This window comes from Arenimonas malthae CC-JY-1 (genome assembly GCF_000747075.1).
Lineage (GTDB): Bacteria > Pseudomonadota > Gammaproteobacteria > Xanthomonadales > Xanthomonadaceae > Arenimonas > Arenimonas malthae.
Window position 1 is genome coordinate 1 of record NZ_AVCH01000163.1, and the last position, 26,528, is coordinate 26,528.

Genomic DNA, 26,528 nt, shown 5'->3' on the forward strand with positions numbered 1-26,528 from the left:
GGCGCCCGCCGCGGCGGCCAGCAGCCAGCGGCCGGCCGCGGTCAGCGTCGCCCAGCGCAGCGCCAGCAGGCCCAGCAGCGCCATCGCCGCCAGCGCCAGCGGCAGCTTCGAAGCGATGATGCTCGGCCAGGTGAACCAGGGCGGCCGCCCCTTGTGGTTCACGCCCCACACCAGGTGCGAGGACTGGCCGCGACCCTCGACGCCCGCGCGTACGGTGTCGGCCAGCCCCCACAGGTAGGCGCGCGGCAGCAGGCGCGCTTCGTCGGCCAGGCCGATGGCCGTGCGCCAGTGCGGGATGTTGAGGTCGGCCACCTTGTCGGCCATGGCGCGGTTGAAGCCGTCGCTGCCGTCGGGCCCGGCGTGGAAGCGGAAGCCGTACATCGCCCACAGCACCGCCAGGCCGAGCACGCCCGCGGCCAGCACCTGGCCCAGGCGGCGCACGCCTTCGGCCCAACCCTGGCGCCAGCCGGCCAGTACGCCCACGGCCAGCACCGCGCCTACGCCGGCGACGCCGGCCAGCCCGGAATGCTTGCTGCCCAGCACCAGCCCCAGTGCCAGCCCCGCGGCCAGCACCCAACGCCACTGCCAGGTGGAAAGCAGCAGGCCGGCGGCCGCCACGGCCACCGCCAGCGTGAGCGCCAGCGGCAGGTCGGTCATGGCCACCGGCAGGTGCGCGGCCACGCTGGGCTCGATGGCCAGGAAAGCCAGCGAACCCGCCGCCCACGGCAGCCCCAGCGCGCGCCAGAGCAGCAGGCCCAGCGCCAGCAGCAGCGTGCCGTGGAAGGCCCAGAGCGAGGCGCGGGTGGCGCGCTGCGCGGCCGCGGCGTCGTTCCTGAGGAACATGGCGTCCTCGACCCAATCCCGCTCCTGCGACTTCTCCACCAGCGGCGCGAACGGCGGCAGCACGAAACCCTCGGCCTGCGCGGCGCCGGCCACTTGCTTCACCAGCGGCGGGTGCTCGGGATTGAGGCGGAAATCGCCGGTGCGCAGGTACGAGACGCCGGCGACCACGTGCCAGGGTTCGTCCACCGTGAAGCCGTCCAGGCGCGTGCCCCAGTGCGACCGCAGCACCGCCAGCCCGGCCAGCGCCAGCAGCAGTGCCACGCCCGCCCAGCGGCGGGCACCCGTTCCGCGTCGATCCGCCATGCGCCTGCTCCGCCCGGGGTCTCCTCCGGACTAACGCTTCCCGGCTGCGCGGGCGGACGGTCAACCGCCGCCGGAGAATTCCACCCGGTCCCGGCCCAGGTCCTTGGCGCGGTAGAGCGCGCGGTCGGCCGCGCGGATCAGCGACTCGGGATCGGGGTGGTCGGCGTCGGAGAAGGCCACGCCCACCGACAGCGAAGGCGTGGGCAGCTTGTCGCCGCCGTACCAGACGGCAAGGCCCTTGGCGCCCTCGCGGATGGCCTCGAGCCGCGCGCGGGCGCCGGCGGCGTCGGCCTCGGACAGGATCACGGTGAATTCCTCGCCGCCGTAGCGGAACACCAGGTCCACCTTGCGCAGCGATTCGCGCAGGTAGCGGCCGATCGCGCGCAGCACCTCGTCGCCGGCCTCGTGGCCGAAGTCGTCGTTGAAGTGCTTGAAGTGGTCGATGTCCACCATCGCCAGGCACACCGGCTGGCCCTTGCGGCGGGCGCGTTCGAATTCCACCGGCAGCTGGTCGTCGAGGTGGCGGCGGTTGTAGAGCCCGGTGAGGCGGTCGCGGATGGCCTGCTCGGACAGGTGTTCGCGCAGGTCGAGGTTCGACAGCGACGTCTTCACCACTTCGCCCAGGGTTTCGATCAGGGCGCCCACGCGCTTGGCTTCCGCCGCGTTGCCCAGGTCCGCGACGTGCACCATGGCGTTGGTGCGGCCGTTGACCGTGAGCGGGATGCAGGCGCAGCCGTGCTCGTCGCGGCTGACGTGGTGGCAGGCCAGGTCATGCGCGGCGTCGAGCACCAGGTGCGGCTCGCCGCGGCGCATCGCCCAGCAGTCGCCCACCGGGATCGGCGCCTCCACCGGTTCGCCTTCGCCCCACTGGAACACCGGCAGCAGCTGGCGCGCCTGTGGCTCGAGCACGGCGAAATAACCGGGGTGGTCGGACAGCAGCGCGCCGAACACGCGCTGCATCACCTCGTAGGCCTCGGCGCGGTCGGCGCAGACCATCAGCAGCTGGCTCAGCTCGTGGATGCGCCGCATCTGCATTTCATAACCACGCAGTTCGTGCAGGGCGTTGCTGAGTTCGGTGTTGGCGATGGTCAGGCGTTCCTCGGCGCGCTTGCGCTCGTTGATGTCCTGCACCTGGGCGATGAAGTAGAGCAGGCGGCCGTCGGCGTCGAGCACGCGCGAACCGGTGAGCTGGATCCAGGTGAGCTGGCCGGACTTGGTGATGTAGCGCTTGTCGATGGTGTAGGACTCGCGCCTGCCCTCGGCCAGCTCGGTGGCCAGGGCCACGTCGGCCTCCAGGTCCGGCGGGTAGGTGATGTCCTTGTAGGTCATGGCCACGAGCTCTTCGCGCGCATAACCCAGCAGGCGGCAGAGCGCCGGGTTCGGCTCCAGGAGCCGGCCATCGAGGCCCACCAGCGAGATGCCGATGGCCGCATGCTCGAACGCGGACCGGAACCGCGCCTGCGCCTCGCTGAGCTCGGTGATGTCCAGGCCGAAGCCGTAGAGCTCGCCGGTTTCGGGCAGCGGCAGGGTGAACCACTGGATCCACCGGTACTGGCCGCTGGCGTTGCGGTAGCGGTTGAGGAAGGGCGTGCCGTGGTCGCCGCGCGCCACGGCGCGGATCACCGCCGCGCGCGTGGGCTCGACGTCATCGGGGTGCACCAGTTCGGTGATGCGGTGGCCCACCAGCGCCGCGGGGTCGTAGCCCAGGATGGTCTTCCAGCCCTGGCCGGCGCGACGCAGGGTGCCGTCGGGCGAGACGATGCCCTGCAGGCCCGGCGCCAGCGTGTAGAACAGGTCGCGCTCGCGTTCGGCCTGGCTCGCTTCCGTGACGTCCTGGCCGAAGCCGTAGGTGCGGCCATCCTCGAGCTGGCGCGCGTACCAGCGGATGCGCCGGTAGGTGCCGTCGCGGTGGCGCAGGCGGTTCTCGAAGCCGGTCACGGACAGGCCCTGCTCGAGCAGCAGGCGGCCCTGCTCCCGGGAAACGTGGACGTCGTCGGGATGCTGGAGCCGGACGAGTTCGGTGCCCAGCAATTCGTCCTCGCGCCAGCCCAGCAGGACTTCCCAGGCCGGGTTGCAGCGCTGCACGCGGTGCTCGCGGTCGAGGATGACCTGCAGGCCGGGCGCGAGGTGGAACATCAGGTCGCGTTCGGCGGCGGCCCGGCTCCCCAACCAGCGGAACAGGCCCTGGAACCAGGGGCGGCGGGTGGGCGGCGAAAAGCGGTGCGGCATCGGGGAATCCCTTGCTGATACCCCCAAAGGTATCCGGATTCCCGGCCTTTTACTTGCGCCCGGTCAAAGCCGGGCGCGGCTCGGTGCTCAATCGCCCAGGTCGGCGTCGAGCAGCAGCAGGGCGGTGGCGGCGGCGGCCAGGTAGGCCTGCTGGCGCGGGTCGGCCGCGGGGTCGAGCAGCACGCGGCCGGCGTTGATCGTTTCCACCACCATCCAGGGTTCGCCGGCGCGTTGCACTTCGAAACCGTTGGCCTCCATCGAAGTGAATCCGCTGCCGGCGTAACCGTGCAGGCTGCGGATGGCCAGCGGGCCCCAGGGCGAATCCAGCCGGCCCTCGTAACCGTGGCGGTGCACGGAAAGCTCCAGCAGCCGCACCGGCGCCGCCTCGCCCAGGCGCAGGCCGCAGGCCAGCAGCGGGCCTTCGAAGGCGGTGAGGTCCAGTTCGAGCGACGCGTCGTCGTCGCCATGGCGCAGCACGGCCTGGCGCGAGGCGCACTGCACCTCGACCGGCGGCTGGCCGAGGGTGGTGAGGGTGAAGGCGTAGGGCCGCTCGCTGCCGCGCAACCCGGTGCGGCCGATCGGCGCCTCCCAGTGGAAGGTGTCGCCTTCGTGCATGCGGCGCGCGCTGTAGGGCCCGAAGTGGAGGGGCTGGTTGAAGCGGCGCGGGGAATGCCCGCTGACCGCGTGCGCCACCGCGCGTTCGGAAAAGCCCGCGGGCAATTTCACCTGCGCCGGCGTGCAGGCGGAAAGCGCGGCGGCGGCCAGCGTGGCGGCGAGGAGCGGCAGGGGCTTCATGGGGCGGGGACTCGGGGGCAGGAAGCGGCCAGCGTGGGGCCGGCGCTTGCGGGCCACCCCTGCCGGAAGTCAGGGGTCGGGCCGGGCGTTCACAGGCGATTACGGCGCAAAGAAAAAGCCCCGCCGGAGCGGGGCTTTTCGTGGAGCGGGGGTTCCCTCTCCCCAACCCCTCTCCCGCGAGCGGGAGAGGGGCCTTGGGGGATCAGAAGTCCATGCCACCCATGCCGCCCATGCCACCACCGGCCGGCATCGACGGCTCGTCCTTCTTCGGGGCCTCGGCCACCATCGCTTCGGTGGTGATCATCAGGCCCGCGATGGACGCGGCGTTCTGCAGCGCGGTGCGGGTGACCTTGGTCGGGTCCAGGATGCCGAACTCGATCATGTCGCCGTACTCGCCGTTGGCGGCGTTGTAACCGAACGCACCCTTGCCCTCGACCACCTTGTTGAGGATGACCGACGGCTCTTCGCCGGCGTTGGTCACGATCTCGCGCAGCGGGGCTTCCATGGCGCGCAGGGCGATCACGATGCCGTGGTTCTGGTCTTCGTTGATGCCCTTGAGGCCGGCGATGGCCGCCTTGGCGCGGATCAGCGCGACGCCGCCGCCCGGGACGATGCCTTCTTCGACGGCAGCGCGGGTGGCGTGCAGGGCGTCTTCGACGCGGGCCTTCTTTTCCTTCATCTCGACTTCGGTGGCGGCGCCGACCTTGATCACCGCAACGCCGCCGGCCAGCTTAGCCACGCGCTCCTGCAGCTTCTCGCGGTCGTAGTCGGACGAGGTCTCCTCGATCTGGGCCTTGATCTGCTTGATGCGGGCCTGGATGCCGTCGGCGGCGCCGGCGCCGTCGATGATGGTGGTGTTTTCCTTGGAGACCTGGATCTTCTTGGCGCGGCCGAGGTCCTTGATGGTGGCCTTCTCGAGCTGCAGGCCCACTTCCTCGGAGATCACGGTGCCGCCGGTCAGGATGGCCATGTCTTCCAGCATCGCCTTGCGGCGGTCGCCGAAGCCCGGGGCCTTCACGGCGCAGACCTTGACGATGCCGCGGATGGTGTTCACGACGAGGGTGGCCAGGGCTTCGCCCTCGACTTCCTCGGCGACGATCAGCAGCGGCTTGCCGGCCTTGGCCACGCCCTCGAGCACGGGCAGCAGCTCGCGCACGTTCGAGATCTTCTTGTCGTAGAGCAGGATGAACGGGTCATCGAGCTCGGCCGACATGGACTGCTGGTTGTTGACGAAGTACGGCGACAGGTAGCCGCGGTCGAACTGCATGCCCTCGACGACGTCGAGTTCGTTGTCCAGGCCCGAGCCTTCCTCGACCGTGATCACGCCTTCCTTGCCGACCTTGTCCATGGCCTTGGCGATCAGCTCGCCGATGTTGGCGTCGGAGTTGGCCGAGATGGCGCCGACCTGGGCGATTTCCTTCGAGGTGGACGACGGCTTGGAGATCTTCTTGAGCTCCTCGACGGCGGCCACGACGGCCTTGTCGATGCCGCGCTTGAGGTCCATCGGGTTCATGCCGGCGGCGACCGCCTTCATGCCCTCGCGGATCAGCGCCTGCGCCAGCACGGTGGCGGTGGTGGTGCCGTCGCCGGCGTTGTCGGAGGTCTTGGAAGCGACTTCCTTCACCATCTGCGCGCCCATGTTCTCGAACTTGTCGGCCAGCTCGATCTCCTTGGCGACGGACACGCCGTCCTTGGTGATCGTGGGGGCGCCGAAGCTCTTGTCGAGCACGACGTTGCGGCCCTTCGGGCCCAGGGTGGCCTTGACGGCATTGGCGAGGATGTTGACTCCCTTCACCATGCGGGCGCGGGCGTCTTCACCGAAACGGATTTCCTTGGCAGCCATTTTCTAAACTCCAGAATTCTTTGAGGGGGGTGTGACTGGTCGCGCGAAAGGCGCGGGATCAGCCGAGGATGGCGAGGATGTCGTCTTCCTTCACCACCAGGTACTCGGTGCCGTCGAGCTTGACCTCGGTGCCGGCGTACTTGCCGAACAGCACCTTGTCGCCGACCTTCACCGACGGGGCGCGGACCGAGCCGTTGTCGAGCGCCTTGCCGGCGCCGACGGCCAGCACTTCGCCCTTGATGGGCTTCTCGGTGGCCGAATCCGGGATGACGATGCCGCCAGCGGACATCTTTTCCTCTTCCATACGCTTGATGACCACGCGGTCGTGCAGCGGCTTGATATTCATGAGAGTCCTCTTAGTCCTTTAATTTCAACGACATGGGCCTATGCTGTTAGCACTCGGCCCTGGTGAGTGCCAATGATACGCGCGCGGCGAATCCGCAGGAAGGCCGCGCGACCCACCCTATCTGTAGCCCCGTCCCCGGGCTTTCAAGACCCCTGCCGCAGCCCCGCGGCCAGCTGCACCGCCCAGCAGGCCGCCAGCCCGGCCAGCAGCGCCGGCACCAGCGCCTGGCCCAGCCCGAACACCAGGCCGCCGGCCTGCCCGGGCCACCACGCCAGGGTGTCGAGCAGGAAACCGAAAGCCAGCAGTTCGCCGAGGTCGGCCAGGGCCACGGCCACCACGCTGGCCGCCAGCCAGGCGCCGGCCACGAACACCCGCCCCCGGCCACGGCCGAACAGGGCGGAGGTGAACACGAAGGATGCGGCGGCCATCAGGGCCAGGGCCAGGCAAACCCCGCGCCAGGCCACGGGGCCCAGGCCCAGGGCGGCGGCGCCCGTGCCCGGGATGGCCACCAGGTGCAGGCCGCCCAGCACCGGCACGACCGCGCCCACCTCCAGGCCCAGGTGGCCATGGAGCCGCAGGCCGGCGTCCGCCAGCAACGCCAGCAGCAAGACCGCTGCCAAACCTTTCATCCCTGCCCCCTGTGCAACCCGCCCGGGCGACAAAACGCCGCACCCGCGCGAGTTGATTTCCTGCCGGCGATAACCCAACAATCGGCGCGTGCCCGGTCGCTTGCCCGGCCGCGACAAAACCCCATGAAACAAGGGGTGTCGCGCCACTAGAGCATGGCGACGGGGACCGGGGTCAACGCCCCGGTTGGCGCAGGAGGCGCCCACCCTGTCGGCCAGCTGCTCAATGCCGCTGTCCGACGCCCCGGAAACACCGGTGCCTGCCCACTTGCCGAGGGGGCGGTTAGGGCAGATGCACCGGTTCCGGGTAGTTGCGCTGACATGGTTAGTCAAAACATGCAGCGTCGGTTCCTTGCAGGACGTTTTCGGGGAAACACCAATGAGTCTTCTGTTCAATCGCATCAGGCAGGCGCGCCGGGGCGCGTCCATGTCGCAGTCGGAACTGGCCTTCGCGGTCGGCGTGGCCCGCAGCGCGGTCGCGCAGTGGGAGCGCAAGGACGGCGCCAAGCCCACCACCGACAACATGGCCAAGATCGCCATGGCCACCGCGGTCAGCTTCGAGTGGCTGGCCACCGGCCGCGGCAGCCGCTGGGTCGGTGGCACCGGCGACGCCAACGGCAACGACACGCCGGCCATGCTGCTCAACTTCTACGCCCAGTGCGGGCTGGAGGAGCGCCTGCTGGTCGCGTTCCGCTCCCTTCGCAACCCGGAGCAGCAACCGCTGGTGGATTTTGTCGAGGCCATGACCTCCCGGGCCTGACACTGTCGCGGCCCGATTCGCCAGGGCCGCGAACTTCCGGGGATACTGGTGGTCCCAGGGGGCGGCCCGCGCTTCGCGGCCCACCCCCGCCCCACGCGAGACCCCGCATGACCCCTTGGCTGTCGGCCCTGCTGGCCACCCTGCTGCTTCTTTCCCCGACCGCCCGGGCGGTCGACGAAGCCGACCTGCTGCCCATCGACGAGGCCTTCGCGCTCAGCGCGAAAGCCACCGAGCGCGGCCGCATCGAATTCACCTGGAAGATCGCCGGGGGTTATTACCTCTACCGGCACCGCATGGGCGTGCAGCCCGCCGGCGGCGGCTTCAAGGCCAATCCGCTGGAGCTGCCGGACGGCATCGCCTACACCGACGAGTTCTTCGGCGACGTGCAGACCTACCGCGACGAAGTGACCGCGGTGCTCACCGGCGCCGCCGCCGACGGCGTGCGCACGCTCGATTTCCAGGTGAAGTACCAGGGCTGCGCCGACGTCGGCATCTGCTACCCGCCGCACACCAAGACGGTCACGGTCGAGCTGCCCGCGGACGGCGGCGCCCCGGCCGGCACCGACCCGCTGGCCGCGCCCGCCGGCACCGACCTGTTCGGCGTCGCCACCAACCCCGCCATCGCCGCCGGCGGCCTGCCGCTGCCGGAAAACCAGGCCTTCCGCTTCGAAGCCATCGTCGACACCGCCGACCGCCTGCTGCTGCGCTTCACGCCGGCGCCGGGCTACTACCTGTACCGCGAGCGCAATTCGGTGGAACTGGCGGCCGAGGGCGTGCGTGCCGGCGAAATCCAGTGGCCGCCTTCGCAGTCGCACTTCGACGAGCACTTCGGCGACGTGCAGGTGTATTTCGAACCGGTCGACGCGCCGCTGCCGCTCATCCGCGAACATACCCGCGCCGTGCCGGCCACGCTCAGCGTCACCTTCCAGGGCTGCCAGACCGACGGCATCTGCTACCCGCCGATGACCCGCACCGTGGCGCTGCAGCTGCCCGCGGGCGGCGCCGTGGGCGGCCCGCCGCCGGAAACCCCGCCCGCGAAGGCCGGCACCCCGCTGTGGCTGGCGCTGCTGCTGGCGCTGGGCGGCGGCGTCATCCTCAACCTGATGCCCTGCGTGCTGCCGGTGCTGTCGCTCAAGGCGCTGTCGCTGGCGCAGGGCGGCGGCAACCAGCGCAAGGCGCGCGTGCATGCGCTCTGGTACACGGCCGGCGTGCTGGCCAGCTTCGCCGCCGTGGGCGGCATCGCGCTGGCGTTGCGCCAGGCCGGGCTGGCGCTGGGCTGGGGCTTCCAGCTGCAGCAGCCGGGCGTCATCGCCGCGCTGGCGCTGGTGATGGTGGCCATCGGCCTGTCGCTGTCGGGCGTGGTGAGCTTCGGCGCCTCGCTAGCGGGCGCGGGCCAGTCGCTCACGGAAAAATCCGGCCCGGCCGGCGATTTCTTCACGGGCGTGCTGGCCGTGGTGGTGGCCAGCCCCTGCACCGCGCCCTTCATGGGCACGGCGCTGGCGTTCGCGTTCACCGCCTCGCCGGTGGTGGCGATCGCGGTGTTCCTGGCGCTGGGCCTGGGCCTGGCCCTGCCCTTCCTGCTGATCGGCTTCGTGCCGGCGCTGGCGGCGCGGCTGCCCAGGCCGGGCGCGTGGATGGAAACCTTCAAGCACGTGCTCGCCTTCCCCATGTACCTCACGGCCGTGTGGCTGCTGTGGGTGCTGGCCAAGCAGCGCGGCGCCGACGCCATCGGCCTGGCACTGGTGGGCGCCGTGGGCCTGGGCCTGGGCCTGTGGCTGTGGGAGAAGGCGCGCTGGAAGGGCGTGCTGGCCAAGGCCATCGCCGTGGCGGTGATCCTGGCCGCGCTGTGGCCGGCGGTGCTGGTGCAGCGCATGCCGGCGCCGGAGAAAGCCGCGGCGACCGAGGCCGGCGTCGTCGCCTATTCCGCCGACAGCCTCGAACAGCTGCGCCGCGACGGCCGCGTCGTGTTCGTGAACATGACCGCCGACTGGTGCGTCAGCTGCAAGGCCAACGAACGCACCGTGCTCGGCCGCCCCGCCTTCCGCGAGGCGCTCGGGCGCGCCGGCGCCGTCTACATGAAGGGCGACTGGACCGACGTGGACCCGGCCATCACCGCCTTCCTCGAATCGCACCAGGCCGTGGGCGTGCCGCTGTACGTGGTGTACCCGCGCGACGGCGGCGAACCCGAGGTGCTGCCGACCCTGCTGACCCAGTCCATCGTGGACGAAGCCCTGGCCAGGGCGGCGGACTGACATGAAGCGCGACGCCATCCTCACCTGGGGCGCCATCGTGGTGCTGGGCGGCCTGTCCGCCTGGCTGGGCTGGTGGCTGGGCCAGCGCGCGCTGATGCCGGACGAAAAACCGGCGCCGCCGGGCATGGTCATCACTGAAATCGGCCAGCCGGTGCCCGAACTGGTCCTGCCCGACCTGCGCTCGGGCGAACCGGTCACGGTGTCCGGCCCCGGCCGCACGCGGCTGGTCAACTACTGGGCCAGCTGGTGCGGCCCCTGCCGCAAGGAAATGCCGGTGCTCGACGCCTATGCCCGGCAGCAGGGCGGCAACGGCGTCAAAGTGGTCGGCATCGCCCTGGAAAGCCCGGACGAGGCCCTGGCCTTCCTGCGCGAGGTGCCGGTGGACTTCACCCTGCTGGTGGAAAACCCGGGCCCGGGCGACAGTTCCGTGCAATTGGGCAACCGGCGCGGCATCCTGCCCTACACCGTGCTGGTGGACGCCAGCGGCACCCTGCTCGCGACCCACTACGGCGCCTTCCCGGACCCCGAATCCGTGCAGGCCTGGGTAAATTCAAACGCCCGTTAAAATCGCCGAAGTCGCGGCGATCTTCTGGACAACCCGCCCACCCTGCCCCCAGACTGTGCCTCCCCTGGGGAGGCTGGCGTGGCAAAGATCCTGGTGCTCAACGGTCCCAACCTGAACCTGCTCGGCGAACGCGAGCCGGGCATCTACGGCCGCGCGACCCTCGCCGACATCACCGCCCGCCTGGCCGCGCGCGCCGAGGCCGCCGGCCATGCGCTGGAAAGCTTCCAGTCCAATGCCGAGCACGAACTCGTCAACCGGGTGCAGGCCGCCCGCCTCGACGGCACCGCCTTCCTGCTGGTGAACCCAGCCGCCTTCACCCACACCTCGGTGGCCCTGCGCGACGCGCTGGCCGCCGTGGCCCTGCCCTTCATCGAAGTGCACCTGTCGAACCCGCACGCGCGCGAGCCGTTCCGGCACACCAGCTACTTCTCCGACATCGCCACCGGCGTGGTCTGCGGCTTCGGCGCCGACAGCTACGCCTACGCGCTCGAAGCCGCCATCGCGCGGCTCTGACCCCTTCCAACCATCACCACAAGACGAGGCCATCATGGACCTTCGCAAGATCAAGAAGCTCATCGACCTGCTCGAGGAATCGAACCTCGCGGAAATCGAAATCAAGGAGGGCGAGGAGTCCGTGCGCCTGGCGCGCGTGCCCAAGGCCGGCTACGCCGCGCCCGCGCCGATGGCCGCCCCGGCCCCGGTGGCGCACGCCGAACCGGCCCGCCCGGCGCCGGCCGCCGCCGCGCCCGCGCTCTCGGCCGAAGCCGTGGGCAAGTCCACCAAGGACGTGCCGGACGGCCACACCGTGCGTTCGCCCATGGTCGGCACCTATTACGCCTCGCCCAGCCCGGACAAGCCGCCCTTCGTGAAGGTGGGCCAGACCGTGAAGGCCGGCGAGACGCTGGGCATCATCGAGGCGATGAAGATGTTCAACCCGATCGAGGCCGACGTTTCCGGCACGGTGCGCGCCATACTGGTCGAGAACGGCCAGCCGATCGAGTTCGACGAGCCCATGTTCGTCATCAGCTGAGGACCGGCCCATGCTGGAGAAAATCGTCATCGCCAACCGCGGCGAGATCGCGCTGCGCATCCTGCGCGCCTGCCATGCGCTCGGCATCAAGACCGTGGCGGTGCACTCGACCGTGGACCGCAACCTCAAGCACGTGGCGATGGCCGACGAGTCGGTGTGCATCGGCCCGGCGCCGTCCTCGGAGAGCTACCTCAACATCCCGGCCATCATCGCCGCGGCCGAGGTCACCGACGCCCAGGGCATCCACCCGGGCTACGGGTTCCTGAGCGAAAACGCCGATTTCGCCGAGCGCGTCGAAAAGTCGGGCTTCGTGTTCATCGGCCCCACCGCCAACGTCATCCGCATGATGGGCGACAAGGTGGAGGCCATCCGCGCCATGAAGGAAGCCGGCGTGCCCTGCGTGCCGGGCTCCAATGGCCCGCTGCCCGACGACGAGGCCGAGTGCATCGCCCACGGCCGCGAGATCGGCTACCCGGTGATCATCAAGGCCGCCGGCGGCGGCGGCGGCCGCGGCATGCGCGTGGTGCACACCGAGGGCGCGCTGCTCACCGCCATCGCCGCGACGCGCCAGGAAGCCAAGGCCGCGTTCTCGAACGACATGGTCTACATGGAGAAGTTCCTGGAGAACCCGCGCCACGTGGAGATCCAGGTGCTTTCCGACGGCCAGGGCAACGCCATCCACCTGGGCGAGCGCGACTGCTCCATGCAGCGCCGCCACCAGAAGGTCGTCGAGGAAGCGCCGGCCCCGGGCATCACCGACGAGCAGCGCGCCGAGATCGGCCGCATCTGCACCGAGGCCTGCGTTCGCATCGGCTACCGCGGCGCCGGCACCTTCGAGTTCCTGTACGAGAACGGCCGCTTCTACTTCATCGAGATGAACACCCGCATCCAGGTGGAGCACCCGGTGACGGAAATGATCACCGGCATCGACCTGGTGCGCGAGCAGCTGCTGATCGCCAGCGGCCAGAAGCTTTCCATCAGGCAGAGCGACGTGAAGATCACCGGCCACGCCATCGAGTGCCGCATCAACGCCGAGGACCCGGAGAGCTTCCTGCCCAGCCCCGGCCTGATCCGCCACTTCCATGCGCCGGGCGGCCCGGGCGTGCGGGTGGATTCGCACATCTACGAAGGCTACAAGGTCCCGCCGAACTACGATTCGATGATCGGCAAGCTCATCGTGCACGGCGCCACCCGCGCCCAGGCCATCGCCCGCATGCGCGTGGCGCTGAGCGAAATGGTGGTGGACGGCATCAAGACCAACGTGCCGCTGCAGAGCCGCATCATGGCCGACGTGGGTTTCCAGCAGGGTGGCACCAACATCCACTACCTGGAAAAGCGCCTGGCCGAGCGCAAGGAAAAGGCCATCGGCCTGGGCTGAGCCGAGCGCACTGCGCCAGGGACGGATTGGCCCCTGGCGCAGCGCAGGCTGAACCCCGCGCGTCGCCTTACGGATTTTTGACATACCCCGGGGCGTACCCGGCGAGAATGCGCGGCAGGGGCCATCGTGGCCCGAGAGCCCGAGCCCATGCGCCACCCCTTCCGCCCCTCCCCGGGCCGCGCCGACGCGCGCGGCCTGTCCGCCAACGCGCTGACGGCGCTCGCCTCGGCCGCGCTGGCCACGGTCTACAGCCTCAGCTTCTGGCGGCACCTGCTGGCCGCGGACATCCCCGGCGGCGGACGCGGCTGGCTGTTCGTGGCGGCGGCGTGGTTGGTGGTGTTCGCGCTCAACGGCGTGTTCCTGTCGCTGCTGGCCTGGCGCGGGCTGCAGAAGCCGGCGCTGGCCTTCGTGCTGGTGGTGTCGGCGGCCACGGCCTATTTCATGGACGGCTTCGGCGCCGTGGTGGACCGCCACGCGGTGCAGAGCGTGCTGGAAACCGACCTGCGCGAGGGCCGCGAATGGCTGTCGTGGCAGATGGCCGCCTACGTCGTGGGCCTGGGCCTGCTGCCCGCCGCGGGGCTGCTGGCGCTGCGCGTGCGCTACCGCCCCTGGCCGCGCGAACTGCTGGCGCGCGGCGGCTTCATGCTGGCCATGCTGCTGCTGGTGGGCGTGGCCGTGGCGCCGTTCTCGCGCGAGATGGCGTCCACCGCGCGCAACCACGGCGAACTGCGCCACCTGGCCGCGCCGCTGAACCTGGCCAACGCGCTGCGCGCCTACGCCAAGCATTCCGGCCCGGCCTTCCCCGACACGGTGGAACCGCTGGGCGCCGACGCCCGCGGCGGCGGCAGTTACGCCGGCGCCCCGCGGCCGCCGCTGCTGCTGGTGGTGGTGGTGGGCGAATCGGCGCGCGCGCAGAGCTTCAGCCTGGGCGGCTACGCGCGCCCGACCAACCCGCGGCTGGCGGCGACCCCGATCACCTATTTCGACAACGTGTCCTCCTGCGGCACCAACACCGCCACCTCGCTGCCCTGCATGTTTTCCGACCTGGGCCGCGACGGTTACGACGAAGCGCGCTTCCGCGGCCGCGAGAACCTGCTCGACGTGCTCGCCCACGCCGGCTTCGAGGTCGAGTGGGAAGACAACAACACCGGCAGCAAGGGCGCCGCCCGCCGCGTGCGCGAGGAGGAAATGGCGGCCGTGTCGGCCAGCCCGCTCTGCGACGGCGAAGGCTGCTACGACGAGGTGCTGGTCGAACACCTGCGCCGGGAGCTGGCCGCGCCGGGCAGCGCCGACAAGGTGTTCGTGCTGCACATGATCGGCAGCCATGGCCCGGCCTACTTCAAGCGCTACCCCAAGGCCTTCGAGCGCTTCACGCCCACCTGCGGTTCGGTGGCGCTGCAGGATTGCACGCCGGAGCAGATCCGCAACAGCTACGACAACACCATCCTCTACACCGACCACGTGCTGGCCACGCTGGTCGACGTGCTCAGGGAGCAGGGCGACGCGCGCATCCCGGCCCTGCTCTACCTGTCCGACCACGGCGAATCCACCGGCGAAGGCGGCTTGTACCTGCACGGCGCGCCCTACCTGATGGCGCCCGACGAGCAGACCCGGGTGCCGATGCTGCTGTGGACGTCCGAGCGCTTCGAACACTGGCGCGGGCTGGAACCGTCCTGCGTCGGCGCGCGCCGGCACCGCGAGCTCAGCCACGACAACCTGTTCCACACCGTGCTGGGCCTGGTGGACGTAAAGACCACGGCCTATCGCCCGAAACTCGACGCCCTGGCCGGCTGCGCCCCGGCCTGAGGCCGCCGGGCGCCGGGGGTGCGACAATGGCGGCCCCGCCGCCGTCCGCCCCGCCATGCCCTTCCTCGAACTTTCCCTGCGCGTCCGCGCCGAAGACGAACACCGCGCCGAAAACGCCCTGATGGACCTGGGCGCGCTGTCGGTGACCCTGCTCGACGCCGACGCCGCCACGCCCAACGAAAAGGCCGTGCTGGAGCCCGGCGTGGGCGAGACGCCGCTGTGGCCCGAGATCACCCTGGTGGCGCTGTTCGAGGGCGACACCGTGCCCGAGCTGGTGCTGCACGCGCTCGAGTCCTTCGACGACGCCATCGACCTGTCGCAGGCCGACTTCCGCACCGTCGCCGACCAGGACTGGGAACGCGCCTGGATGGACCAGTACGTGCCGCTGCAGTTCGGCCGCCGCACCTGGATCGTGCCCTGGAACATGGACCCGCCGCCGGAAGCGAAGGACGGCGTGATCGTGCGGCTCGACCCGGGCCTGGCCTTCGGCTCGGGCACGCACCCGACCACGGCGCTTTGCCTGCGCTGGCTTGATTCGCTGGTGCTGCGCGGCAAGACCGTGCTCGATTTCGGCTGCGGCAGCGGCATCCTGGCGCTGGCCGCGCTCAAGCTCGGCGCCAGCGCCGCGGTGGGCGTGGACAACGACCCGCAGGCCCTGGCCGCCACCGCCGACAACGCCGAACGCAACGGCGTGGGCGACCGGCTGCAGGTGTACCTGCCGGAGGACGAGCCCGCGGCCACCTACCCGGTGGTGGTGGCCAACATCCTGGCCGTGGCGCTCGACGCACTGGCCGAAACCCTGGCCTCGCGCGTGGCGCCGGGCGGCGTGATCGCGCTGTCGGGCATCCTGCACGGGCAGGAAGGCGCGCTGATGGAAAAGTACGCCACCTGGTTCGACCACCTCGAAGCCGTGCAGGACGGCGACTGGATGCGCATCACCGGGGTTCGTCGCGCCGGTTGAACCGGTATCCTTGCCGCCATGCCCCCCCGCGCCCCGCGATTCGCCGTCGCCAGCCCCGCCGTGCCGCGTCGTCCCCTGCCCTGGGGCTGGTGGCTGGCGGCCGCGCTGCTGGTGCTGGCCCTGGGCCTGCAGCTGGCGCTGGCCGACCGCGCGCGCCTGGCCGGCGACCCGGCCTGGCGGCCACGCCTGGAAACGCTGTGCGGCCTGCTCGGCTGCGACCTGCCGGCCTGGCACGAACCCGCCGCCTTCCGCGTCACCAGCCGCGAAGTGCGCCGGCATCCGGAAGACCCGCGCGCGCTGCTGATCACCACCAGCTTCCGCAACGACGCGCGCTGGGCCCAGCCCTGGCCGGTGATGGAAGTGGCGCTGCACGACATCGACGGCCAGGCCCTGGGCCTGCGCCGCTTCCAGCCGCGCGAATACCTGGGCAGCCCGCCGGCCCGGCCGCTCATCGAGCCCGGCCAATCGGCCAGCGCAACGTTGGAAATCCTCGACCCCGGCCAGCGCGCGGTGGCCTTCACCTTCGACTTCCACTGAAACCGGCCGGCAGTCGCGGCGTCATCGGGATTGACGTAGACTCCCCCTCCCCGTCGCCAGCCGCCGGGCTCCGCAGGGAAGCGGACAAGAATCATTGGAGCGCCCCGAAGTGAATGCCCTGCCCGCCGCCCGCGCGGACACCAGCACGACCCCCTCCGGCCACACGCCCCTGCGCGACCACGTGTCGCGGTCGGTGCGGCGTTACCTGCACGATTTCAACGGCTGCGACCCGGACGACCTGTACGAAGTGGTGCTGCGCGAAATCGAGGCGCCGCTGTTCGCCGAGGTCATGCGCCACTGCGACGGCAACCAGAGCCGCGCCGCCGCCTGCCTGGGCATCAACCGCGCCACCCTGCGCAAGAAACTCAAGGCCTACGGCCTCGCCTGAGCCGCCCCCGGTATAATCGCGGCTCCCCCACGAGGTGCCCGATGACCGCCGAACGCCAACCCGTCCGCCGCGCCCTGCTGTCCGTGTCGGACAAGACCGGCCTGCTCGAACTCGCCCGCGGCCTGGCCGCGCTGGGCGTGGACCTGCTCTCCACCGGCGGCACCGCCCGGGCGCTGCGCGAGGCCGGCCTGGCGGTGCGCGACGTCAGCGAAGTCACCGGTTTCCCCGAAATCATGGACGGCCGGGTCAAGACCCTGCACCCGAAGATCCACGGCGGCCTGCTCGGCCGCGAGGGCGTGGACGACGCGGTGATGGCCGAACACGGCATCGCCCCCATCGACCTGCTGGTGGTGAACCTCTACCCGTTCGTGCAGACGGTGTCCAAGCCCGGCTGCAGCTACGACGACGCCATCGAGAACATCGACATCGGCGGCCCGGCCATGCTGCGCGCCACCGCCAAGAACCACGCCCGCACCTCGGTGGTGGTGGACCCGGCCGACTACGGCGCGCTGCTCGAAGCGCTGCAGGCCGGCGGCACCACGCCTGCCATGCGCCGCGCGTACGCGGCCAAGGCCTACGCCCACACCGCCGCCTACGACGGCCAGATCGCCATGTGGCTGTCGCCGCGCGCCGAAGAACCCGCCGAACCCAAGGCCTGGCCGGACACCTTCCACGCCTCGCTGCAACTCGCCTCGGCCCTGCGCTACGGCGAAAACCCGCACCAGCGCGGCGCGCTCTACGTCGAAGCCAACGCGCCGCAGGGCATCGTCGCCACCGCGCGTTTCCTGCAGGGCAAGGAGCTGAGCTACAACAACCTCGCCGACGCCGACGCCGCGCTCGAATGCGTCAAGGCCTTCGACGCGCCGGCCTGCGTCATCGTCAAGCACGCCAACCCCTGCGGCGTGGCCGTGGCGGCGAACCTGATGGACGCCTACGACCGCGCCTACGCGGTGGACCCGACCTCGGCCTTCGGCGGCATCATCGCCTTCAATCGCGAACTGGACGCCGCCACCGCGGCCGAGATCCTCAAGCGCCAGTTCGTCGAGGTGGTGATCGCACCGTCCATCGCCGCCGACGCCCTGCCGCATTTCGCCAAGAAGGCGAACGTGCGCGTGCTGGCCTGCGGCGAGCTGCGCGCGGCCAGCGGCCTTGAGTACAAGCGCATCGCCGGCGGCCTGCTGGTGCAGGACGCCGACACCGACGCGCTCGCCGCCGCCGACCTCAAGGTCGTCAGCGCCAGGGCGCCCACCGACGCCCAGCTGCGCGACCTGTTGTTCGCCTGGAAGGTCGCCATGTACGTGAAGTCCAACGCCATCGTCTACGCGAAGGACCTGCAGACGGTGGGCATCGGCGCCGGCCAGATGAGCCGCGTGGTGAGCGCGAAGATCGCCGGCCTCAAGGCCGAGGAAGCGGGCCTGGTGGTGCCGGGCTCGGTGATGGCCTCCGACGCCTTCTTCCCCTTCCGCGACGGCATCGACGCCGCCGCGAAGGCCGGCATCGCCGCCGTCATCCAGCCGGGCGGCTCGATGCGCGACGCCGAAGTCATCGCCGCCGCCGACGAACACGGCATGGCCATGGTCTTCACCGGCCGCCGCCACTTCCGCCACTGATGAAAAAGAGCCCGCCCTGGCTCATCGCCCTGGTGCTGGTCGCCGGCCTGGGCATCATCGCCGGCGGCTGGTGGCTGGCCGAACGGCGCACGCGCGAAAACGACGCGGTGGCCAAGGTGCAGGCGGTGTTGGCGGGCTTCCAGCAGGGCCTGCCGCGCGAATACGCGCCCGGGCTGATGCTCGAGCGCGTGGCCTTCGAAGGCCCGGCGCTGGTGATGACCATCCGCAGCCTGAGCCGCAGCGTGCCCGAGGCCGGCGACGCCAGCCAGGTGGCGCGCGCGGAAAAGGCGCTGATGCTGCCGCTGTGCGACTACCCGGACGTGGTGTTCCTGCTCTCGCGCGGGGTGGTGCTCAAGCGCCGCTTCGTCGACAGCCAGGACCGCGTCTTCTTCGAGGTCACGCTGGCCGCCGCCGACTGCCGGCGCTGAGCCGCCCCCTATCCAATTCCCGCGGGAGACACGCATGAAAGTCCTGGTGATCGGTTCCGGCGGCCGCGAGCACGCCCTGGCCTGGAAGCTGGCGCAGTCGGCGCGCGTCACCGAGGTGCTGGTGGCCCCGGGCAATGCCGGCACGGCCACGGAAGCAAAGTGCCGCAACGTGGACATCGCGGCCACCGACATCGACGCGCTGCTGAACCTGGTCGAGACCGACGGCGTGGCGCTCACCGTGGTCGGTCCCGAGGCGCCGCTGGTGCGCGGCGTGGTCGACCGTTTCCGCGAGGCCGGCCAGCCCATCTTCGGCCCCACCGCCGCCGCCGCGCAGCTCGAGGGCAGCAAGGCCTACGCCAAGGACTTCCTGGCCCGCCACCGCATCCCCACCGCCTACTACGCCGTGTTCGAGGACGCCCAGCTGGCGCTGCAGCACGTGCGCGACCACGGCGCGCCCATCGTCATCAAGGCCGACGGCCTGGCGGCCGGCAAGGGCGTGGTGGTGGCGATGACGCTGGCGGAGGCCGAGGCCGCCATCACCGACATGCTCGAGGGCAATGCCTTCGGCGACGCCGGTTCGCGCGTGGTGGTGGAGGAATTCCTGGAAGGCGAGGAAGCCAGCTTCATCTCCATGGTGGACGGCCGCTTCGCGCTGCCCATGGCCACCTCGCAGGACCACAAGCGCGTCGGCGACGCCGACACCGGCCCGAACACCGGCGGCATGGGCGCGTATTCGCCGGCGCCGGTGGTCACCCCGGAGGTGCACGCACGCATCATGCGCGAGGTGGTCGAACCCACCGTGCGCGGCATGATCGCCGACGGCGTGCCGTTCACCGGCTTCCTGTACGCGGGCCTGATGATCGCGCCGGACGGTTCGCCCAAGGTCATCGAATTCAACGTGCGCTTCGGCGACCCGGAGACCCAGCCGGTGATGCTGCGCCTGCGCAGCGACCTGCTCGACCTGGTGGAAGCCGCCATCGCCGGCCGCCTGGAGAAGGTGCAGGCCGAATGGGACCCGCGCCCCAGCCTGGGCGTGGTGATGGCCGCCGAGAACTACCCCGGCACGCCGCGCACCGGCGACGTCATCGCCGGCCTGGGCACCGACCCGGGCCCCGGCGCCAAGGTCTTCCACGCCGGCACGGCCATGAAGAACGGCCAGGTGGTGACCGCCGGCGGCCGCGTGCTCTGCGCCTGCGCCCTGGGCGACAGCGTGGCCGACGCCCAGCGCCGCGCCTACGCCGCCGCCGACAACATCCACTGGGACGGCTGCTTCTACCGCAGCGACATCGGCTGGCGCGCCATCGAACGCGAGCAGGGCTGAGCCATGGCGCACAACCAGTTCGAACTGCTCGGGCAGCGGCGTTTCCTGCCCTTCTTCGTGGTGCAGTCGCTCGGCGCCTTCAACGACAACGTGTACCGGCAGGCCATCATCGGCCTGCTGTTTTTCCTGGGCACCAGCGCCGAGCAGCGCACGCTGTACACCAACTTGGCGCCGGCGCTGTTCATCCTGCCCTACTTCCTGTTCTCGGGGATCGCCGGCCAGGTGGCCGAGAAGCTGGAGAAGTCGCGGCTGATCCGCATCACCACGATGATGGAGATCGGCATCATGTCGGTCGCCGCCGTGGGCTTCCTGACCGAGAACATGGCGCTGCTGCTGGTGGCGCTGTTCGGCACCGGCCTGCAGTCCACCCTGTTCGGGCCGGTGAAGTATTCCATCCTGCCCAGCGTGCTCAAGCCCGAGGAGCTCACCGGCGGCAACGGCCTGGTCGAGATGGGCACGTCCATGTCCATCCTGCTGGGCATGATCTTCGGCGGCCTGATCTTCGTGGTCGCCGGCGAATACGGTCCGGAAGCGGCCGCGGCGGCCATCGTGGCGCTGGCCATCACCGGCAACCTGGTCAGCCGGATGGTGCCCACCGTGGACGCCTCGGCGCCGGACCTGGAGATCAACTGGAACCCGTTCCCGGAATCGCTCAAGGCCTTCCGGCTGGCGCGCAAGCAGCTGGCGGTGCGCAACGCCATCCTGGGCATTTCCTGGTTCTGGTTCGTCGGCACCGTGCTCACCGCGCAGCTGCCCACCTACGCCGAAAGCTACCTTGGCGGCGGCAGCACGCTGTACCTGTTCTGCTTCGTGCTGTTCTCGGTGGGCACCGGCATCGGTTCGCTGCTGTGCGAAAAGCTCAGCCACCGCACCATCGAGATCGGCCTGGTGCCGCTGGGCGCGATCGGCATGACGGTGTTCTGCGCCGACCTGTATTTCGCCCAGCCGGGGCCGGTGGCGGCCAGCGGCCTGACGGTGCGCGAATTCGTCGCCGCGGGGAACTGGCGGCTCATCGCCGACCTGGTGCTGATCGGCCTGTTCGCCGGCATCTTCATCGTGCCGCTGTTCGCCCTGGTGCAGAGCCGCACGCCGAAGGAAGAGCTCTCGCGCGTCATCGCCGGCGTGAACATCCAGAACGCCTTCTTCATCGTCATGGCGGCCATGCTGGGCGTGGCGGTGCAGCAGTTGCTGGGCTGGACCATCCCGCAGGTGTTCCTGGCGCTGGCGATCGCCAACGCGCTGGTGTCCATCCTGATCTTCAGCCTGGTGCCGGAATTCTTCCTGCGCTTCCTGGCCTGGATCTACGTGTCGCTGTTCTACCGCGTGCGCATCGAGGGCGTGGAGGACAACGTGCCCGACGAGGGCCCGGCCGTGCTGGTGTGCAACCACGTCAGCTACATGGACCCGCTGGTGATCAGCGCCGCGGTGCCGCGCCCGATCCGCTTCGTCATGTACTACAAGATCTTCCGCATCCCCGGCATGAACTGGGTGTTCCGTGCGCATCGCGCCATCCCCATCGCCGGCGCGAAGGAAGACCCGGCGGTGATGGAAGCCGCGTTCCAGGAAGTGAAGGCCGCGCTCGAGGCCGGCGAGCTGGTGTGCATCTTCCCCGAGGGCGCGCTCACCAAGGATGGCCGCATCGCGCCCTTCAAGGGCGGCATCGAGCGCATCCTCGCCAGCAACCCGGTGCCGGTGGTGCCGATGGCGCTCACGGGGCTGTGGGACAGCATGTGGAGCAAACGCGACAGCCGCCTCGGCCGCCTGCGCGTGCCGCGCCGCCTGCGCGCCCACGTTGGCCTCATCGCCGACCCGCCGGTGCCCGGCACCGAAGCCACCGCCGCCTCGCTCGAGGCCCGCGTGCGGGAACTTCGCGGAAACCGGCCCTGAGCAGCCCTTGCTGCGTAAAACTCAGGTGGCCCAGCCGGCCAGGACGATGACGGCGAGCACGCCGAGCCAGAGCAGCAGCACGCGCCAGACCAGGCTCATGGCGTCGCGCAGTTCCAGCAGGCCCGGGGCCTGCGCGGGGCCGTCGACGGCGTAGGCGTCTTCCTCGGCCAGTTCGCTGGCCACCGACGCACGCGCCGCGGCGCCCAGGAAACCCACGTCAAGACGCACGCCCTCGGCATGCCAGTCGCGCCAGGCGCTGAGCACGCGGTCGAAGTCGGCCGCCAGCGCCAGCGCGAAGGTCATCAGCTGCGCCACCGGCCAGTTCAGCACCGCCAGCGCGATGCGCGCCACGCCGCGCTGGCCGATGGGCAGGCTGCGCCGGGCTTCGCCCTGCGCGCACAGCGAAATCAGCCGGTAGCCGATGGCGCCCACGGCGCCCGCCACCAGGAACCAGAACAGCACGCCGAACCAGCGCCACAGCGCGCAGCGGAACACCGCTTCCACCAGGGTCGGGCCTTCGCACACCGGCTCGCCACCCTCGGGGAACAGCGCCGCGGCCGCGGCGCGGCGCGCCTCGGGTTCGCGCGCTTCGATCACGGCTTCCACGTCCAGGCTCAGGTCGCGCGGGCCCCAGGTGTAGAGCAGGGCCAGCAGCGCGAAGAAGAAGGCCGGCAGGCCGTAGGCCAGGTCGTCGATGAAGAACTGCACCGTGCCCACCGCCAGCAGCGGCAAGCCCACGGCGATCAGCAGGCCCACCTTGTTCGGCCAGTCGCCGCCGGCCTGCTTGCCCAGCCAGTGCAGCCAGCCGATGAACCAGTCGTAGCGGCGCAGCGCCGGCAGCGCCGGGAACACGTGCCCCAGCAGCAGCGAAACGACGACGGCGATGAGCGCGGCGGACATGGCCAGATTCTAGCCCCGATTGCCGCAGGGCCGCCTAGGCCCCGGGCTGGCCCGCCAGCCAGCTGTCGATGAGCCAGCGCGAAATGGACAGGCGCGGCGACAGCAGCAGTTCGCCCGAGGCCACGCCGGCGTGGATGTCGGCGGCGCTGAACCAGCGCGCCTGCTCGAGTTCGTCGCTCACCACCGGCTCCACCGGCGCGCCTTCGGCGTGGAAACCCACCATCAGCGCGGCCGGGAACGGCCAGGGCTGGGACGCCGCGTAGGTGCAGGAGAGCACCGGCACGCCGGCTTCCTCCATCACTTCGCGCGCGACGGTTTGTTCCAGCGATTCGCCGGGTTCCACGAACCCCGCCAGCACCGACCAGCGGTTTGGCGGCCAGCTGGCCTGGCGGCCCAGCAGCAGGCGCGCGCCGTCGGTGACGGCGACGATGATGGCGGCGTCGGTGCGCGGGTAGTGTTCCAGCCCGCAGGCCGGGCAGCGCGCGCTGTAGCCCGCGCGGACCAGCACCAGCAGCTCGCCGCAGCCACCGCAGTGGCGGTTGCGCTGCTGCCAGTGCACCAGCGCGCGCGCCTGGGCCAGCGCGGCGGCGTCGAGCGCGGGCCAGCGCATGGCGGCGTCGCGCAGGCCGATGCGGCCGGGCAGCGGTTCGGGCAGGGATTCGTGCGGCAGCGCGAACCAGGCGGTGTCGCCGTCCAGGCCCAGGAAGCTGGCGGCGGCCGGCAGCTCTTCGGCGAAGTCGGCGCCGCGGCCGGCCTCGGGGGCTTCGTCGCTGCCGTGGAAGCGGGCGTTGCCCTCGGCGTCCACCACCAGCACGCGCGCGGCCGGCCAGCGGGCGCGCAGCTCGTCGGGGCGGTCGCGCAGCAGTTCGGAGCGGTCGGGGCCCGGGCCGCGGAAGCCGAAGGCGGGCGGCGGCACGGGCGGCATGGGCGTGGGACTCAGGCCGAGAAGCTGCTGCCGCAGCCGCAGGTGGTCTTGGCGTTCGGGTTGCGGATGACGAACTGCGCGCCCTGCAGGCTCTCGCGGTAGTCCACCTCGGCGCCCATCAGGTACTGCAGGCTCAGCGGGTCGACCAGCAGGGTGACGCCGTCGCGCTGCAGGGCCAGGTCGTCCTCGGCCTGCTGCTCGTCGAACTCGAAGCCGTACTGGAAGCCCGAGCAGCCGCCGCCGGTGATGTACACGCGCAGCTTGAGCGCCGGGTTGCCTTCCTCGGCGATGAGGGCGGCGACCTTGGCGGCCGCGGACGCGGTGAACTCGAGCGGGGCGTCGAGCTGCTGGTAACTGGGGTGCATTTCCATGCCGCCAAGATGGGGCCTCGCGGCCCCGGGTTCAAGCTTCCTGCGCTTCGCCCTTGGCCTTCACGCGGCCGGCCGGCGCGGGCGCCGTGTCCGGGCCGGTGAGCTGGGCGAGCGGGGCGTCGGCGTGGATCAGGCGGCCGGTGATCATGGCGCCGGCGGCCATTTCCACCACCTTGTAGTGGATGTTGCCCTGCACCCGGGCGTTGGCGGCCAGTTCCACCCGCTCGCTGGCGTACACGTCGCCCTGCATGTGGCCGTTGATCACCACCACCGGCGCGCGCACCTCGCCTTCGACGCGGCCCTTGTCGGCGATGGTGAGCACGGCGGCCGAACCCTCGTCGGCCACCACCTTGCCGTGGATGGTGCCCTCGACGTAGAGGCCACCGGTGAAATTCACGTCGCCGCGGATCACCGCGCGCGGACCGACCAGGGTTTCCACGGCGTGTTGGCCGTGGCCGGGGGACTTGCCCTTTCCGATGCCGAGCATCTCAATCTCCTCGTGGTTCCCGGGCCTGCCAGGGGAAGGCCTGGTCCACGGTGCTGCCGTCCGAGCGCAGCTGCACGCGGACGCGTTGGGGGGTGAAGCCCTCGGGCAGCATCACGCTGCCTTCGAGCTGCTGGAAATAGCGGAACGAAAACGGCTGGCCGGGTGAACCCGGCTTCTGCAGGAGCTCTTCCCAGCCCAGGCTGCGCAGGCGGCCCTGGCTGACGCCTTCCACCGACACCCGCGCCTCGCCCTTGCTGATGGCGCCGCGGTTGAGGTTCTGGGTGAGGGTGACGGTATAGCGCCAGGTGCCGCCCTCCTCGGGCTCGAACACCGCCTCGTGCACGCTCAGGCCGCGGCGCTGGCCGGTGGCGCCCACCAGGCGCTCGTAGAAGGCCACGTCGGCGCGCAGGCCGGACACCTCTTCCTCGCGCTCGGCCAGGCTGGCCTGCAGCTCGGTGTTGGCGCTGCGGCTGATCTGGTCGCTGCGGCGCAGGGTGGCCACGTTCTGGCGAAGCTGGCGCACCAGGGCCTCGCTGTCGGCGACGCGGCGGTTGGCCAGGTCGAGTTCGTCGCGCACCTTGGCCAGGCCCGGGGCGGCACGCTCGGAGGCCACCCACCAGGTGGCCACCAGGCTGGCCAGCCACAGCGCGGCCGCCACGGCCAGCAGCACCCGCGCGTGCGGGCGGTGCGGGACGATGACGAAGCGGGGCTTGACCGGGGCGGGGGTGCTCATGGGCGGGGACAGGTGCGCGGAGGGCGCGAATCCGGTCAACTAGAGCCGGTGCGCTCCGCCAGCGTCAAGGCGGAGGCTCACTATACTGTGAACCACGTCACGCTCCGGGAGCCCCCGCCATGACCGAAGCCCACATCTTCGCCCTCGGCCTCGCCCTGGCCTGCCTGGCCGGCGTGCGCGCCTACCTGACGGTGTTCGGCGTGGGCATCGCCGGGCTGATGGGCTGGGTGGAACTGCCCACCGCGCTGGCCGCCACCACCTCGCCCTGGGTCCTGGGCACCGCCGGCGCACTGGCCGTGGTGGAGTTCGCGGCCGACAAGATCCCCGGCGTGGATTCGGGCTGGGACCTGCTGCAGACCCTGGCGCGCATCCCCGCCGGCGCCTTCCTGGCCGCCGCCACCCTGTCCGACGACGGCCAGCTGGCCGTCGGCGCGCTGGCGCTGGGCGCGACCGCGGCGCTGGGCACGCACCTGCTCAAGTCGGGCACGCGCGCGGTCATCAACGCCTCGCCCGAGCCGGTGTCGAACTGGGCGGCCTCCGCCGGCGAGGACGTGGCCGCGCTGGGCGCCCTGGGCCTGGTGTTCGCCTATCCCTGGGTGGCGCTGGCGCTGCTGCTCGCGGTGCTGGGCATCGCCGCGCTGGTGGTGTTCTGGATCGCCCGCTGGGTGTGGCGACGCACGGCCGGCCCCAAGGGCATAATCCAAGGCCAACCGGGGGCCACGCGATGAATCCGCACGACGAGTCACGACTCGCCGAACACCGACACGCCTTCCTGCGCCACCTGCCGCGGCGCGTGGAGACCCTTGGCCGTCGCCTGCACCGCTTCCTGCAGGACGGCTGGGACATCAACGGCCTGGCGCTGATGCACGAAGACGCCCTGCACCTGGGCCACGCCTGCCAGCGCCACGGCCTGGACGACGCCGGCGAACACTTCCTGCGCCTGCATGCCCTGCTCGACGACACCCTGCAGCAGCAGGCCCTGCCCTCGCCGGAAACCGGCGAACGCCTGTGGCACCTGGTGGAAGACATCGGCCACGCCGTGCCCATGGCCGCCGAGGCGCCCACGCCCGACCTGGCCCCGCCGCGCCCGCTGCAGGGCAGCGGCCGCGCCGAGACGCCGCCGGCGAATTACTGGCGCCGCTGGAGCGAAGACGCCCCGCCGGCCACCGCCACCGAAATGGGCGAGGCCGCCGCGCCGCCGCAG

Annotated in this window: 27 protein-coding genes; 16 read left to right on the forward strand and 11 right to left on the reverse strand. The window is 71.0% G+C overall.

Translation table 11 applies throughout. The features are described from left to right. From N790_RS09060 to N790_RS09085, 6 genes are all read right to left on the reverse strand, one after another. Positions 1–1,146, reverse strand: a 1,146-nt coding sequence (locus tag N790_RS09060) for a phospholipid carrier-dependent glycosyltransferase (protein WP_156970020.1), incomplete at its 3' end; no start/stop codon positions are given. 60 nt (positions 1,147–1,206) lie between these two features. Continuing rightward, entirely contained in the window at positions 1,207–3,375 is a 2,169-nt protein-coding gene (locus N790_RS09065) for a PAS domain S-box protein (RefSeq protein WP_043803479.1), read from the reverse strand. A gap of 87 nt (positions 3,376–3,462) precedes the next feature. Next, a complete protein-coding gene (locus N790_RS09070; RefSeq protein ID WP_043803481.1) occupies positions 3,463–4,170 on the reverse strand; it encodes a hypothetical protein in 708 nt (235 codons plus the stop codon). A gap of 202 nt (positions 4,171–4,372) precedes the next feature. Beyond that, the gene (gene groL, locus N790_RS09075) at positions 4,373–6,013 is read right to left on the reverse strand and encodes a chaperonin GroEL (RefSeq protein ID WP_043803483.1); all 1,641 of its coding nucleotides are present in this window, start codon (positions 6,011–6,013) and stop codon (positions 4,373–4,375) included. 58 nt (positions 6,014–6,071) lie between these two features. Beyond that, the gene (gene groES, locus N790_RS09080; RefSeq protein WP_043803485.1) at positions 6,072–6,359 is read right to left on the reverse strand and encodes a co-chaperone GroES; all 288 of its coding nucleotides are present in this window, start codon (positions 6,357–6,359) and stop codon (positions 6,072–6,074) included. Positions 6,360–6,502: 143 nt separating this feature from the next. Continuing rightward, complete coding sequence (locus N790_RS09085) at positions 6,503–6,988, reverse strand: hypothetical protein (protein WP_156970021.1); 486 nt, start codon at positions 6,986–6,988, stop codon at positions 6,503–6,505. Between the two features lie 376 nt (positions 6,989–7,364). On the opposite strand from N790_RS09085, the gene N790_RS09090 reads away from it, so the two are divergent. From N790_RS09090 to N790_RS09155, 14 genes are all read left to right on the forward strand, one after another. Beyond that, positions 7,365–7,745: a helix-turn-helix domain-containing protein gene (locus N790_RS09090; protein ID WP_043803489.1), complete on the forward strand. Its 381-nt coding sequence runs from the start codon at positions 7,365–7,367 to the stop codon at positions 7,743–7,745. Between the two features lie 107 nt (positions 7,746–7,852). Continuing rightward, positions 7,853–9,997, forward strand: a complete 2,145-nt coding sequence (locus tag N790_RS09095; protein ID WP_043803491.1) for a protein-disulfide reductase DsbD family protein — start codon at positions 7,853–7,855, stop codon at positions 9,995–9,997. Position 9,998: 1 nt separating this feature from the next. Further along, positions 9,999–10,562: a TlpA family protein disulfide reductase gene (locus N790_RS09100; RefSeq protein WP_043803492.1), complete on the forward strand. Its 564-nt coding sequence runs from the start codon at positions 9,999–10,001 to the stop codon at positions 10,560–10,562. Between the two features lie 78 nt (positions 10,563–10,640). Continuing rightward, positions 10,641–11,075: a type II 3-dehydroquinate dehydratase gene (gene aroQ, locus N790_RS09105; RefSeq protein ID WP_043803494.1), complete on the forward strand. Its 435-nt coding sequence runs from the start codon at positions 10,641–10,643 to the stop codon at positions 11,073–11,075. A gap of 34 nt (positions 11,076–11,109) precedes the next feature. Continuing rightward, on the forward strand, positions 11,110–11,592 hold the full coding sequence (accB, locus tag N790_RS09110) for an acetyl-CoA carboxylase biotin carboxyl carrier protein (protein ID WP_043803495.1): 483 nt from the start codon (positions 11,110–11,112) through the stop codon (positions 11,590–11,592). Positions 11,593–11,602: 10 nt separating this feature from the next. Continuing rightward, complete coding sequence (accC, locus tag N790_RS09115) at positions 11,603–12,970, forward strand: acetyl-CoA carboxylase biotin carboxylase subunit (protein WP_043803497.1); 1,368 nt, start codon at positions 11,603–11,605, stop codon at positions 12,968–12,970. 147 nt (positions 12,971–13,117) lie between these two features. Next, complete coding sequence (locus N790_RS09120) at positions 13,118–14,776, forward strand: phosphoethanolamine transferase (RefSeq protein WP_052385831.1); 1,659 nt, start codon at positions 13,118–13,120, stop codon at positions 14,774–14,776. A gap of 55 nt (positions 14,777–14,831) precedes the next feature. Further along, positions 14,832–15,737 (forward strand): 50S ribosomal protein L11 methyltransferase, encoded by a 906-nt coding sequence (gene prmA, locus N790_RS09125; RefSeq protein WP_043803500.1) that lies wholly within the window; start codon positions 14,832–14,834, stop codon positions 15,735–15,737. An 18-nt stretch (positions 15,738–15,755) separates the two neighbouring features. After that, positions 15,756–16,274 (forward strand): DUF3426 domain-containing protein, encoded by a 519-nt coding sequence (locus N790_RS09130; RefSeq protein ID WP_052385832.1) that lies wholly within the window; start codon positions 15,756–15,758, stop codon positions 16,272–16,274. A gap of 109 nt (positions 16,275–16,383) precedes the next feature. Further along, on the forward strand, positions 16,384–16,662 hold the full coding sequence (fis, locus tag N790_RS09135) for a DNA-binding transcriptional regulator Fis (protein ID WP_043803525.1): 279 nt from the start codon (positions 16,384–16,386) through the stop codon (positions 16,660–16,662). A 41-nt stretch (positions 16,663–16,703) separates the two neighbouring features. Further along, positions 16,704–18,272 carry a bifunctional phosphoribosylaminoimidazolecarboxamide formyltransferase/IMP cyclohydrolase gene (purH, locus tag N790_RS09140; RefSeq protein WP_043803502.1) on the forward strand — a complete coding sequence of 523 codons (1,569 nt, stop codon included), beginning with the start codon at positions 16,704–16,706 and terminating at the stop codon, positions 18,270–18,272. Continuing rightward, positions 18,272–18,700 (forward strand): hypothetical protein, encoded by a 429-nt coding sequence (locus N790_RS09145; protein ID WP_043803504.1) that lies wholly within the window; start codon positions 18,272–18,274, stop codon positions 18,698–18,700. The genes purH and N790_RS09145 overlap by 1 nt, the downstream gene beginning before the upstream one ends. 34 nt (positions 18,701–18,734) lie before the next feature. Then, positions 18,735–20,021, forward strand: coding sequence for a phosphoribosylamine--glycine ligase (purD, locus tag N790_RS09150; protein WP_043803506.1), 1,287 nt, complete (start codon positions 18,735–18,737; stop codon positions 20,019–20,021). A gap of 3 nt (positions 20,022–20,024) precedes the next feature. After that, positions 20,025–21,908, forward strand: a complete 1,884-nt coding sequence (locus tag N790_RS09155) for an MFS transporter (RefSeq protein WP_043803508.1) — start codon at positions 20,025–20,027, stop codon at positions 21,906–21,908. Between the two features lie 21 nt (positions 21,909–21,929). On the opposite strand, the gene N790_RS09160 is transcribed toward N790_RS09155, so the two are convergent. Genes N790_RS09160 through N790_RS09180 form a run of 5 tightly spaced genes read right to left on the reverse strand, consistent with a single transcriptional unit; the run spans position 21,930 to position 25,324 of the window. Further along, positions 21,930–22,808, reverse strand: a complete 879-nt coding sequence (locus tag N790_RS09160) for a hypothetical protein (RefSeq protein WP_043803510.1) — start codon at positions 22,806–22,808, stop codon at positions 21,930–21,932. Between the two features lie 34 nt (positions 22,809–22,842). After that, on the reverse strand, positions 22,843–23,733 hold the full coding sequence (nudC, locus tag N790_RS09165) for an NAD(+) diphosphatase (protein WP_043803512.1): 891 nt from the start codon (positions 23,731–23,733) through the stop codon (positions 22,843–22,845). Between the two features lie 11 nt (positions 23,734–23,744). Then, a complete protein-coding gene (gene erpA / locus N790_RS09170) occupies positions 23,745–24,104 on the reverse strand; it encodes an iron-sulfur cluster insertion protein ErpA (RefSeq protein ID WP_043803513.1) in 360 nt (119 codons plus the stop codon). Positions 24,105–24,135: 31 nt separating this feature from the next. After that, the gene (locus N790_RS09175) at positions 24,136–24,591 is read right to left on the reverse strand and encodes a bactofilin family protein (protein WP_043803515.1); all 456 of its coding nucleotides are present in this window, start codon (positions 24,589–24,591) and stop codon (positions 24,136–24,138) included. A gap of 1 nt (position 24,592) precedes the next feature. Continuing rightward, positions 24,593–25,324, reverse strand: coding sequence for a DUF6776 family protein (locus N790_RS09180; RefSeq protein WP_043803517.1), 732 nt, complete (start codon positions 25,322–25,324; stop codon positions 24,593–24,595). A gap of 119 nt (positions 25,325–25,443) precedes the next feature. Between N790_RS09180 and N790_RS09185 the strand changes: the two genes are divergently transcribed. Then, the gene (locus N790_RS09185; protein WP_043803518.1) at positions 25,444–26,052 is read left to right on the forward strand and encodes a DUF4126 domain-containing protein; all 609 of its coding nucleotides are present in this window, start codon (positions 25,444–25,446) and stop codon (positions 26,050–26,052) included. Continuing rightward, positions 26,049–26,528, forward strand: a 480-nt coding sequence (locus N790_RS09190) for a hypothetical protein (protein WP_043803520.1), incomplete at its 3' end; no start/stop codon positions are given. The genes N790_RS09185 and N790_RS09190, both read left to right, overlap by 4 nt.